At 63.4% G+C, this 12,077-nt stretch carries 8 protein-coding genes; 6 read left to right on the plus strand and 2 right to left on the minus strand.

Translation table 11 applies throughout. The features are described 5' to 3' along the window. Window positions 1-794 precede the first annotated feature (794 nt). The 4 genes from P0D68_RS28965 (at window position 795) to P0D68_RS28980 (ending at window position 6,381) form a co-directional block, all read left to right on the plus strand. The gene (locus P0D68_RS28965; RefSeq protein WP_408301488.1) at window positions 795-2,084 is read left to right on the plus strand and encodes an MFS transporter; all 1,290 of its coding nucleotides are present in this window, start codon (window positions 795-797) and stop codon (window positions 2,082-2,084) included. Between the two features lie 78 nt (window positions 2,085-2,162). After that, a complete protein-coding gene (locus tag P0D68_RS28970) occupies window positions 2,163-3,851 on the plus strand; it encodes a GMC family oxidoreductase (RefSeq protein ID WP_408301490.1) in 1,689 nt (562 codons plus the stop codon). A 153-nt stretch (window positions 3,852-4,004) separates the two neighbouring features. Beyond that, a complete protein-coding gene (locus tag P0D68_RS28975) occupies window positions 4,005-4,925 on the plus strand; it encodes a TauD/TfdA dioxygenase family protein (RefSeq protein WP_408301492.1) in 921 nt (306 codons plus the stop codon). Window positions 4,926-4,959: 34 nt separating this feature from the next. Beyond that, the gene (locus P0D68_RS28980) at window positions 4,960-6,381 is read left to right on the plus strand and encodes an aldehyde dehydrogenase family protein (protein ID WP_408301494.1); all 1,422 of its coding nucleotides are present in this window, start codon (window positions 4,960-4,962) and stop codon (window positions 6,379-6,381) included. 75 nt (window positions 6,382-6,456) lie between these two features. Here P0D68_RS28980 and P0D68_RS28985 read toward each other — a convergent pair whose 3' ends face one another. Further along, a complete protein-coding gene (locus P0D68_RS28985) occupies window positions 6,457-6,807 on the minus strand; it encodes a BON domain-containing protein (RefSeq protein WP_091804489.1) in 351 nt (116 codons plus the stop codon). Between the two features lie 99 nt (window positions 6,808-6,906). Beyond that, window positions 6,907-8,070, minus strand: a complete 1,164-nt coding sequence (locus P0D68_RS28990; protein WP_091804492.1) for a porin — start codon at window positions 8,068-8,070, stop codon at window positions 6,907-6,909. 384 nt (window positions 8,071-8,454) lie between these two features. Here P0D68_RS28990 and P0D68_RS28995 point away from each other — a divergent pair, with 384 nt between their 5' ends. After that, window positions 8,455-9,072: a DUF2889 domain-containing protein gene (locus P0D68_RS28995; RefSeq protein WP_091804494.1), complete on the plus strand. Its 618-nt coding sequence runs from the start codon at window positions 8,455-8,457 to the stop codon at window positions 9,070-9,072. Between the two features lie 130 nt (window positions 9,073-9,202). Further along, window positions 9,203-12,049 (plus strand): winged helix-turn-helix domain-containing protein, encoded by a 2,847-nt coding sequence (locus P0D68_RS29000; RefSeq protein WP_408301497.1) that lies wholly within the window; start codon window positions 9,203-9,205, stop codon window positions 12,047-12,049. Window positions 12,050-12,077: the final 28 nt, after the last annotated feature.

Below are 12,077 nucleotides of genomic sequence, written 5' to 3' on the forward strand. Positions count from 1 at the left end.
TGCGGACAGCCCAGCCGGGCCGCCGCCGACGATCACGACGTCGTATTCGATTGCTTCGCGGGCGAACTCATCGTCACCCAGGAATGTCGGGATTGACACAGCACCGATCTCCAATATTTTCTAGTTGATAACACAACAACATGCCGCGCCTGAGCAAACGATTCGAACGCGTCGATCTCCGGGTTCCACCTCGAAGCGGACGGCGCTCAACCTGGCAACGCAACCGGTCCTGCCGCGCCGGGCAATACCGGCATGCGCGCCACGTTCATAGACGGCCGCTTTGTTTCCGGGGGAAATACCGACCACGAACCATCGTCGTGGCGGAAGAAAAAAATCGACAGCTCACCGGTCGCCCGCCTCGACGCCACGCACACATAACGCCAACGGCCGGCCCGGGAGTGACTGAAAAGCGTCACCCGCGCCCGCATTTGCGATTCAGGTCCAAACCACTTTTCCACGAGACCGCGCAACGATGTTTCCCGGGTATTCACTGCCTCTCCTCTCATGAAGGCTGACACGGATCGGAACCGCGATCCCGCTCGATACTTCATGGACTCACAGTAAGGCAATGCGCTTCCCATGCCACCACCCCGGTGGGGTAGAACGCCGTTCCTCCGCGGCAACACCGCATGAATAACGGGACATTTCCCCATCCAGGGCAACAAGGTTTTCCCTAGCCTACCTGTTCCGGGTGGTTGCCCACCCTCGCGCACCCATTACCGTGGCGCTACAAAGTCCGCATTACCGGCCGGGACAGCGAAGTCCGCCGGGAGCAGGACTACCGGAGACAACCTATGACCGCTTCCCCTGATTTCCAGGCAAAGTCCGCGTGGACGATGACCTTCCTGCTGACGGGGCTCGCCCTCATCAATTTCCTGGACAAGATCGTGCTCGGTCTCGTGGCCGTGCCGTTGACGGCCGAACTGCACCTGTCTCCGGAAAGATTCGGACTTGTCGCCGGCAGCTTCTTCTGGCTCTTTTCCATTTCGACTGTTCTGGTAGGGTTTCTTTCGAACCGCGTCCAGACCCGCTGGCTATTGCTGGCAATGGGTCTCAGTTGGGCGGTACTTCAATTGCCGCAGGCCATGGCGACGAGCGCGCTGGGGCTGCTCATCTGCCGCGTGATCCTGGGCGCCGCCGAAGGCCCGGCGTTTCCGGTTTCCGTGCATGCGTTGTACAAGTGGTTCCCCGACCGGAAACGCAATCTGCCCGTCGCCATCATCAACCAGGGCGCGGCTTTCGGCATGCTGCTGGCCGGCCTGCTGATTCCGCTCGTCACGAGACAGTGGGGATGGCGTATGAACTTTCTGCTCCTCGGCGCGATAGGCGCGACGTGGAGCGTACTGTGGGCATGTTTCGGGCGCGAGGGCGGCCTCGGTAAGCAGCAAGCCGCGCCGATCGCGCGAAACCGCGCGTCGCGGCTACCTTATCGGAGAATCCTCACGGACCGTTCGGTCCTCTCGGTGTTCGCACTCGGATTCACCGCCTACTGGACCTTGGGCCTGAGCCTGACCTGGATCCCCACCTACCTCGAAAAAGGGCTCGGATTCAGCGGTGTCGATGCGGGTCGTTGCTTCGCCGTGGTGGTCGCGACAGCGACTCCGGTCAACGTGGGCCTGAGCTGGTTATCCCAACGCATGCTCGGACGCGGCGTGTCCACGCGCAAGGCGCGTGTCCATCTGATCTGTTTGTCGGCGGTTGCCGGGGCTCTGCTGTATATCACCCTCATGCTGCTTCACCTGCCGCCGTTGCAGAAAGTGGCGCTACTCGCGGTGGCCGGCGCATTGCCGACGTTGAGCTTCACGCTGGCTCCCGCGCTGCTCGCCGAAATGGTCCCGGACATTCAGCGCGGGGCGCTCGTCGCCATCCACACGGCACTCGCAAGTCTTGGCGCCGCATTCGCACCGGCCGTGATGGGACGGATCGTACAGGTCTATGGCGGCGGCAACAGCCATGCCTATGAACTCGGCTTCACGGTCAGCGCCGTCCTGCTAATCGCGGCCTCCCTCGCCGCCGTGCGCTGGCTTCATCCTGATCGCTCGCACAGAACCCTCAATCACTTCGCCACGCAAGCCGCCACTTGATTGATCTGGCTATGGCTGCGGCGACAAAGACAACGGCCGCTGCGCGTGCACACATCCCTTCCAACGAACAGAGGCGCCATGATCAGAACTGGTAACAACGCTCGCAACAGCATGATCGCGGCCGAGTACGACTATATCGTCGTCGGCGCAGGCTCCGCAGGCTGCGCGGTGGCCGCCAGACTGGCGGAGGACACATCGGTCACGGTCGCCCTGCTCGAGGCCGGCCCGCATGACCATCACATGAGCGTATGGGTGCCGATCGGTCTGGCATCGACCGTGCAAAAGGCCGGTCCGCGCAACTATGCTTACCTCACCGAACGTCAGCCCGGCCTTAACGAACGCCCGTCCTTTCAGCCACGCGGACGCGGACTGGGCGGCAGTTCGTCAATCAACGGCATGGTCTACATTCGTGGACATCGCAACGATTACGACGAATGGGCCGCTCTGGGTTGTACGGGTTGGGGCTACGACGACGTCCTGCCCTACTTCCGCCGCAGTGAATGCAACCAGCGCCACGCCGGACGTACTGACGATCCGTGGCACGGTGGCGACGGTCCGCTGCACGTGAGCGACCTGCGCACGCCCAACCCGTTCTCGCATCGTTTCGTCAATGCCGCGCTGCAAGCCGGATTGCCGCTGAACACGGACTTCAACGGCGCGGAGCAGGAAGGCGCCGGCCTTTATCAGGTCACGCAGTTCAATGGCGAACGCTGGAATGCCGCGCGTGCCTACCTGCACAACGGCAATGCGAAAGATCCGGACCTGAACGGCGGCCGCCCGAACCTGCACGTGCTCCCGGACACGCAGGTGTTGCGTCTTGTCATCGAGAACAAACGTGCGCGCGGCGTCAGCGTGGTGCGGGCAGGCGTCGAGCAAACCTTGCGGGCGCGGCGCGAAGTCGTGCTCAGTTGCGGCGCCTTCAATTCGCCGCAGTTGCTGATGGCCTCGGGTATCGGTCCAGCCGGGCATCTGCGCAGCCACGGTATCGAGGTCGTGCAGGATCTGCCCGGCGTGGGCGAGAATCTGCAGGACCACCTCGACGTGATCGTCAACAAACAGGTCAAATCCAACGACCTCTATGGCTACTCCGCAGGCGGCTTTCTGCGGCTCGCGTCCGGCATGTGGCGTTACCGGCGCGATCGCAGCGGCATGGTCAGTTCCAATTTCGCGGAGGCAGGCGCCTTTGTGAAAAGCCGCCCCGACCTCGCCATCCCGGACGTGCAGTTAGCTTTCGTTCTCGCCCTGCTCGGCAATCGTAACGTGGCGAAACGCCGCAAACTCGGACATGGCTATTCCTGCCACGCTTATATTCTGCGCCCGCAGAGCCGCGGTCACGTGCGCCTACGTAGCGCGGACATGCGCGACGCGCCGTCGATCGATCCACGCTTTCTGTCAGCGGAAGCCGACATGGAAGCGCTGGTCGCCGGTGTCAGAATCGTCCGCCGTATTTTCGCGCAGCCGGCACTGGCCGAAGCGGGCGGAAAGGAACTGTTGACGGACGATTTCGGACCGGACGATTCGAACGAAGAAGCGATCCGGGCGTTCGTGCGCAGCCATGCCGACAGCGTCTTTCACCCGGTGGGCACCTGCAAGATGGGAATCGACGCAATGGCCGTGGTCGACCCGAGCCTGCGCGTGCGCGGCATTGAAGGGCTGCGCGTGGCCGACGCGTCGATCATGCCGACGCTGATTGGCGGCAACACGAATGCACCGGCCATCATGATCGGCGAAAAAGCCGCTGATCTGATCCGCGCCGACAACCGCTAGACGGCCGCCCCGCGCGCTGAAGCGGCGCGCAAACGGCGTCGCACGAAACCAGAACCCGGCATACGCGCACCGCGTGCGCCTGTGAAACCGCCCCAACTGCCGCGAGCCCCACGCGCCGCGGCACATGCGGGCCCTGACAAATGGAGACATGACATGCAAGCAACAGAGATCGCGCCCGATTCGACAGCGGTGCACGCCAATTCCAACGACGCCTGGCCGTTCGCCGTCGAACGCTATACACCGACTATCGGCGCGGAGATTCGCGGCGTCGATCTGCGCGATCCGCTCGACGACGACACTTACGCCGCATTGCGCCGCGCACTGCTGAAGTTCAAGGTTCTGTTCTTTCGCGACCAGGATATCAGCCCGGCCCAGCACGTCGCCGTGGCAAAGCGATTCGGTGAACTGGAGATCCATCCCGCGTTTCCGCATCACCCGGAGCATCCGGAACTGGTGATTCTCGGCCGCAACGATACCAAGCGCGGCCGGGAGAACCTGTACCACTCCGACGTATCGTGGCGCGAGATTCCCTCCATGGGCTCCATGTTGCGATGCGTGCAATGCCCCGAGGTCGGCGGCGACACCATGTGGATCAACATGGTCGCGGCCTACGAGAATTTGCCCGGCGACGTGAAGGCGAAAATCGCCGGCCTCAAGGCGGTCCACGACTTCCTTCCGCTATTCGGCATTGCGGTGCCCGTGGACCAGCACGCAACGATGCGCGCGAAGTTTCCGCCCGTCGAGCACCCGGTCGTGCGAGTCCACCCCGAAACTGGCGAGAAGATCCTCTACGTCAACGAAGCATTTACCACGCATCTGTCGAATTACGGCCATTTGACCGCGAAGGAGTATCGCGTCGGCTTCGACTACAAGCTCGCCGAAATGGAACTGCTGCAGTATCTGTTCCGCCAGGCTCAGGCGCCGGAATATCAGGTCCGCCTCAAGTGGCGCCCGAACACGATCGCCTTCTGGGATAACCGCTCGTGCCAGCACTATGCGGTCCAGGACTACTTCCCGGCGCCGCGCCACATGATGCGTGCGACGGTGATCGGCGATCGTCCGGTGGCAGCCTGAGTTCGACGCGCCCCACAGAATCCCAGGAAACGAAATGAAAACGCTGAACATCTTCTATATCGGCGGCCAATGGGTCGAACCGTCCGCCGGCAGCACGCAGACGGACATCATCAATCCGGCCACCGAGACGCTGACCGGCCAGCTCACGATGGGAACCGCGCAAGACGCGGATCGCGCCGTCGCCGCGGCGCGATCCGCCTTTCCGGTCTGGTCGGAATCGAGCCGCGCCGAGCGGGTCGCGCTGCTCGAGCGGATCATCGAATGCTACCGCGCGCGGCTCGACGACATTGCCGAGGCGGTCCGCATCGAGATCGGCGCGCCCATTACGCTATGCAAGCATCTGCAGGCCGCGATCGGCCTCTCGCAGCTTCAGGCCGCAGTGGAGACGTTGCGCCATTTCGAGTTCGAGACTCAACACGACAAGAGCTACGTGCGCCGCGAAGCGGTCGGCGTCGCGGCGCTGATCACGCCGTGGAACTGGCCGTTGAACCAGATCGCCGCCAAAGTCGCGCCGGCCTTGGCAGCGGGCTGCACCGTCGTGCTGAAGCCTTCCGAAATCGCTCCGCTCGACGCTGTGATCTTCGCGGAAATCATGCACGAAGCGGGCACGCCGCCCGGCGTCTTCAATATGATCTTTGGCGAAGGGCGCGTCGTCGGCGCACGGCTCTCGTCGCATCCCGACGTGGACATGGTGTCGATTACCGGCTCGACGCGTGCCGGCGTGGAAGTGGCGGTAAGCGCCGCGCCCACGGTCAAGCGCGTGGCGCAGGAACTCGGCGGCAAGTCGCCTCTGCTGATTCTCGACGACGCCGATCTGCAGGCCGCAGTGACGAGCGGCGTGGCCCAGTGCATGGTCAATTCAGGACAGACCTGTGTTGCGCCGACCCGCATGCTGGTGCCACGCGAACGATACGACGAGGCCATGGCGATTGCCGCGGCGGTCGCCAATGGGATCGTTGTCGGCGATCCCGCGGACCCGGCCACCAAGATGGGCCCGATCTCGAACCGGGCGCAATACGAGAAGGTGCAGCACATGATCCGGGCCGGCATCGAGGAAGGCGCGAGGGTCATTGCCGGCGGCCCCGGCAGGCCCGAAGGAATTGCGCGGGGCTTCTACGCGCGCCCTACTGTTTTCGCGGATGTCCGCAACGACATGAAGATCGCGCGCGAGGAAATTTTCGGACCGGTGCTGGTGACGATTCCATACGACAGCGAGGAACACGCCATTACGATGGCCAACGACACGGAATACGGGCTCGCCGCCTATATCGCCACCAGCAACCCCGAACGCGCCCGCCGTGTGGCCGCGCGCCTGCGCGTGGGCTCGGTGCGGATCAACGGCGCGATGCTGGACATTACGGTTCCCTTCGGCGGCTATAAGACATCCGGGAACGGACGCGAGTATGGTCGAGAAGGGTTGGCCGAGTTTCTCGAATGCAAATCGGTGACAGGCTAAACCCCTGAACAAAGGGCCCGCTCACACACCGTGAGCGGGCCCCGACCTCGCTGCAGGAACGCCAGATTCAACGCTTTACAACGTGGATAACGTCAATGCGTTCGTGACTGAGTCCACGCCTTCAACCCCTTCAGCAGCCTGAGTCGCCAGTCCGACCTGCGACTGTTCCGGCACTGTTCCTTCCAGGATCACCACGCCGTTATGCGCCCGCACCGTAATCGTGGTGGCCCTCAGCCCTTTCGTTTTGCTCAGCGCGCGAACCACGTTCTTCTGAAGCGCGCGGTCGGCGGCCTTAACGGCTTTCGCGTCCGACGCATATGAGCGGCCGGATGCAGGGGCCGCAGCGCTGCTCTGCGCGTGCACGTCGAGTGATGCCAGAACGAGCAGCGCGCTGCCTACCAGCGTGAATACCTTGTTTTGTTTCATCGATGTTTTCCTGTTGTGATATCGGACCCGCTTAAAACCGTGACACAGTGCTCACGAACGACGCCGCCTCGCGGCGTCTTTCGTGAACGCATGCTGTCGTCAGAAACGATGTGTCATGCCGAGCACCGCAAGAACCTGCTTCGAACCGCTGGCGACGCCCGTCACACCAGGCCAGCTCATGTTCGCACTGCCGTTGTTCTTCAGGTAGCCCGCGCGCATGTAGAGACTCGTACGCTTTGACAGACTGTGGTCGACGCCGACTTCGATACCCGGCGTATTGTCGTGAACGCCACGCACATCCCGTTCGATGCCGGCGATTTCGATCACGTCCGCGGGTGTGGCCTGGATCGTCGCGCCCAGCTCGATAATGCTGTACGAGTGAACCAGCGAAGCGAGCGGCAACTTGACTGCCGGCGTGATGGTGACGAGCGAGCCGGCAGGTGCATCCTTCGGCCGGTTATACGAATAGTTGAACTGAAAATTCACGATGCCCAGCCGGTATGCCAGCGCGCCGGTGAAGTGCTCCGTTCCCATCAGATCGAATGTGGTCAGCAGCGTCGGCGCGGTGGGCACCAGCGGCGCACTCTCCTGCGATCCATGCTGATACTGGTAGCCAACGCCCGCATAGAAGCCGTAGCCCGAATAGTTCGCGGCCACGTCGACCATCGCGCCGGAGCGCACGGGCACGGGTTGCGTGACAGTGCCTGGCATCGCGTACATGGCGTAGACGTGCACGCCTCGCATGTCGGGTGACGAATAGAAGATCGAATTGCTGGTTCGCCCGGACACGTACTGCGTTGCGAGCGTGGAGCGGTCGGTTGCGCCGGCGAGGTCGGCCGCTGCCAGCGGCGACATGACTTCGTTACCGCGGAACGGGTCGGTGAAGTAGACAGCCCAGAAGCTCGGTTGATACTGACGCCCGAAACTCAGTTGGCCATACGAATCGTGCTTCACTCCCACCCACGATTGCCGGTAGAACATTGCCGTGCTGTCCGCGAAGAAGCCTCCGTTGTTGATGTTGAAGCCGGTTTCGACGTCGAACACCGCCTTCAGACCGTTACCGAGGTCTTCGGATCCCTTCAGGCCGAACAGGGAACCCGTGGAGCCGCCACTTCGTTCGGAAAACGAATGTTTTCCGCCGTTATCCAGGTACTGGACGAATACGTCCGCCACCCCATATAGCGTCACGCTCGACTGGGCCGCCGCTCCTCCGGCGGCGAGAATCAATGTAGCTCCGCAAATGCTCTGACTCATGAAACGCATGCATGTCTCCTCTTTGTGTTTGCCGTGCCCCACGGACACGGGTAAAGCAAACTCATGCAGATGTCCGACGGGACGACGGCCGGCACCAGCCCGGCCGGTCGTCGCGAGCCCATATTGCAGGGACGTCCGGGCAGATGACCTACCCAAACAGAGGGGGGACGGGAATACCCCGAGCGGTGAAAGATGTAGCGACATGCATCGAACCCGCCCCCCCGATGCAGGGGGCGGCTGGCGTTCTGCGCTCAAATAGGCTCGGTGATATCGATCGCTCAAGGGCCGACGTGCTCCTCGCGCTAAACCACGAGATGTCCGTGTGTTTCGATCGACACCCGGCCTGATTCGTCTTCCATCAATCGAATGACTGCTTCTGTCAACGAGGTACCTATGCCTGCCATCCCATTGAATCCTTCAACGCGGCGGCTCGTTCACACCCGCCGGGTCGAGTGCATGGGCTTCGAACGAAGCGACGGCCTGTTCGATATCGAAGGTCGCATCCGCGATACGAAGGCGGAAGATGCCGATCTGCTCTTCAAGACCGTGCCGGCCGGCTCACCGATTCACGACATGCGCATCGTGGTCACGATCGATTCAAATCTCCTGATCCATCGCATCGAGGCGCATACCGACTCGTCACCGAGCCGCTATTGCACGGAAATCAACGAGGCTTATGCCGGCTTACAGGGCGTGACCATCGGCGCGGGCTTCATGAAGGAGGTCAAGAGCCGCCTTACCGGTCCGAAAGGCTGCACGCATCTGACCGAGTTGCTCGGCCCCATCGCCACGACGGCTATCCAGACGTTGATGGGTTGGCGCAAAAGCGCCCCCGCCAACGGCGAGTCCGCCGACGGGGCAAACAACGTTCAGCCTCATCCCATGGTCGACACCTGTTATGCGTGGCGCGCGGGTGGCGACGTCGTGCAATTCGTGTCGCGGCGCAAGCAGGAATCCGTGCGCGATACAGCACACACCGCCGGCGCGACCCACCTGCCGGACCCAGGCTGATCCGGGAAGACACTCCCCTGTCCAACGTGAAAACGCTGCGAGCGCTGCGCTACAATGTGCCGATTATCATTTCGTCCTTTGGCCCTCGCCGACCCGGCGCGAAGCCAGGGCGCGCAAGGCGCAGGTCACGATGTCGCAGAATTCCCCTCCCGTGGACCCACGCCGCTCCCAAGGCGGCTCCGCGGACTCCCGAGCTGATCCCCGATTGATTCCGCCACGTAATACCGCCCGCGTCGTCGCGCGCGAACGTCTGCTGGCCCAATTACTCGACGCCCGGCGCAACCGTTGCGTCGTGCTTCAGGGGCCGGCCGGCTGCGGCAAGACGAGCCTGCTGATCGCGTGGCGCGAAGCATTGCTTTCGCTCGGGTTCGACATCGCCTGGCTGACACTCGCACCTGAGGACAACGAACTCGCGCACTTTCTCGACTACCTCGTCGCAAGTCTCGCCCAGGTCGACCCGGCGATGTGCCATGAAGCGGCCTTGCTAGGCGGCCGCGGTATGGACGACGAAGCGGTCGAGCGCACGATCATCGCGCTCGTGCGCGGTATCGCCGCCCATTCGAACGACGTCATGCTGGTGCTGGACGACCTGCATCACGTTGCCAATGCGCGCAATCACGAAGCATTGCAATGGCTGCTCGACTACGCGCCGGCGAATCTCCATCTCGTGCTCGTCTCGCGTGGCACCGTGCCGCTTTCGCTGGGGCGCCCGCGCGACCAGGGCCTCGTCCTGGAACTGGACATGCGCGATCTGCGCTTCACGGCCGCCGAATCCGAGGCGTTTCTCAAAGCGCAGTTGGGCGAGATCGGCCAGCGCGAAGCGCGGCACATGCATGAACTGACCGACGGCTGGGTGGCGGGACTGCAACTCTTCGCCATGCGTCTGAAGAGAAGAAAACAGGGCGCAACGGACCTCGCGCCGTCAGACCCGCTCGCGAACGCACAACCGCTGGACGCCCGCGGTTTTGCAACGTATTTCGAACGCGAGGTGTTGTCGCGCCTTGCGCCCTCCGAAGTGGAAATGCTGGTCCGCATGGCGAGCTGCACGCGCGTCTGCGCGCCGCTGTGCATCGCCTTGATCGGCGACGAGCAGTCGCCTGCCGAAGTGCGTGCGTTGCTGACGAGACTGGAAAACGACAACCTGTTCATCGCCCCGATCGAGAGTTCGGGCAGCGAGACGTGGTATCGGCTGAACCCGCTTTTTCGCGAGACACTGCTCGAGCGTTTTCGCGCGCGCAGCGAACTGCATCAACGCGAGGTGCATCTGGCGGCATGGATCTGGTTTCGCGACCACCGCCAGCACGACGACGCCGTGCGGCACGCCTTACTCGCGGGCGAGTCGGCGGCGGCCGCCGATCTCGTGCTACGCGTCGCGCGGACCATGCAGATTGAAGGCGACCTGCGTAAGCTCGTCGGGCTGATCCGCCTGCTCCCGCTCGCCGAAGTCCAGGCGCGCATCGGATTGCGGCTGTGGATGGTGCACCTGCAACTGTATGCACGCGAATTCGACGCGTGCGCCGCGGCTATCGCGCGCCTGCAAAACGATATCCCCGAAAGCGATGCGAATTCGCGCTATCGCCTCATCCTGTTACGCGCAGCGCTCGCCGTCCAGCGCGACGACACGGACGAGGCGATATCTGTCTTGCCGGACATGCGGCAAATTCCCGCTCACGCCGACAGCCTCACCGTGGGCGGCCGCAACAACCTGCTCTCGTGGATTCACATGCGCCGCGGCGAGTACGACGAAGCGCGGCGTGTTCAGAGCGAGGCGCCGCAACTTCTCGTGGACGGCGCGCCGCTCATGGGCACCTCGGCCGGCACGCTGAACGGCCGCTGCATTGCGGGGTTCAGCTATGCATTGGAGGGCAAGTTCATCCAGGTCGAGCGCATCAGTCGCGATGTGCTGTTCGAGGCGGATCAACACGGCAGCGCCACCGCCGAAGCGGCATGTTTCGCGGCAGCGCTGCTCGGCGAAGTGCTGTACGAATTCAACGAACTGGACGCGGCCCGCAAACTTCTGGAGGACCGCGTCGACGTGCTCGAACGCGTGTCCATTCCGGACTCCGTATTGCGCGTCCTGACCGTGCTGTCAGCGGTCCATTGGGCCGCGGGACACCGGCTCGATGCCTTCGCCTATCTCGAACGTCTCGAAGAATACGCGACCCAATACGGTTTGCAGCGGCTCATCGCGCATAGTGTGGCCGAGCAGATTCATCGCCATCTGCTGAGCGGTCAGTTCGACGCAGCGGAAGCCGGGCTCGCGCGGCTCGACATGATCGTGGCGCGCGTGGTGAGCACACCGGTGGCCAGCACGGCGGGCACCGCTGCGGAAATCCACGCGATGGCGGAAAGCTCGCACATCAACTGGTGTATCGCTCACGAGGATTTCGAAGGCGCCGCGAGCCGTCTTCAGGCGCTGATTCCGTTCTGCGAGGCGCGCGGCTGGCAACGGCACCTTGCGCACTTCCAGATGCAAGCTGCGGTGGTCGACGCCCGTCGAGGCCGGGCCGAAGCCGCGCGCGAAGCCGTGCTCGCCGCGTTGCGCCGGGGCCACCGGCTGGGTCTCGTCCGCAGCCTGCTCGACGCCGATCCCGGCGCGCTGGACCTCATTACCGCCGTGGTGCAAGGCGAAGCGCACGATCCGGTCTTGTCCTTCTATGTGAGCCGGCTCCAGACCGCGCACAAGGCCACCTCGGCAAGCGACGCGGAGCCGGCTGTCAAACCCGCCAACCGTAACTCGCAGCCCACCGCCGCCGAAACGCTGAGCGAGCGCGAAGCCCGGGTTGTCGGCCTGCTTGCGCAGGCGTTGCCCAACAAGAAAATCGCTCGCACGCTCGGCATTTCGCCTGAGACCGTCAAGTGGCATCTAAAGAACATCTACGGCAAACTCGGCGTGACCAGCCGTGACGAAGCGGTCGCACGCGTCCGCGACCTCGAACTGGGCTCGACGCCCGTTGCCGGCGAAGAGACCGACTGACGCACCCGCGTCCTGACGTGCCCCGCCG

This window comes from Paraburkholderia sp. RL17-380-BIE-A, assembly GCF_046028085.1.
Taxonomy (GTDB): Bacteria; Pseudomonadota; Gammaproteobacteria; order Burkholderiales; family Burkholderiaceae; genus Paraburkholderia.

What these genes read in the sequence shown, in the direction of transcription:
- P0D68_RS28965 (WP_408301488.1), top strand. Translation starts at nt 795, where the DNA reads ATGACCGCTTCCCCTGATTTCCAGGCAAAGTCCGCGTGGACGATGACC.
- P0D68_RS28970 (WP_408301490.1), top strand. Translation starts at nt 2,163, where the DNA reads ATGATCAGAACTGGTAACAACGCTCGCAACAGCATGATCGCGGCCGAG.
- P0D68_RS28985 (WP_091804489.1), bottom strand. Translation starts at nt 6,807, where the DNA reads ATGAAACAAAACAAGGTATTCACGCTGGTAGGCAGCGCGCTGCTCGTT.
- P0D68_RS29000 (WP_408301497.1), top strand. Translation starts at nt 9,203, where the DNA reads ATGTCGCAGAATTCCCCTCCCGTGGACCCACGCCGCTCCCAAGGCGGC.
- P0D68_RS28990 (WP_091804492.1), bottom strand. Translation starts at nt 8,070, where the DNA reads ATGCGTTTCATGAGTCAGAGCATTTGCGGAGCTACATTGATTCTCGCC.
- P0D68_RS28980 (WP_408301494.1), top strand. Translation starts at nt 4,960, where the DNA reads ATGAAAACGCTGAACATCTTCTATATCGGCGGCCAATGGGTCGAACCG.
- P0D68_RS28995 (WP_091804494.1), top strand. Translation starts at nt 8,455, where the DNA reads ATGCCTGCCATCCCATTGAATCCTTCAACGCGGCGGCTCGTTCACACC.
- P0D68_RS28975 (WP_408301492.1), top strand. Translation starts at nt 4,005, where the DNA reads ATGCAAGCAACAGAGATCGCGCCCGATTCGACAGCGGTGCACGCCAAT.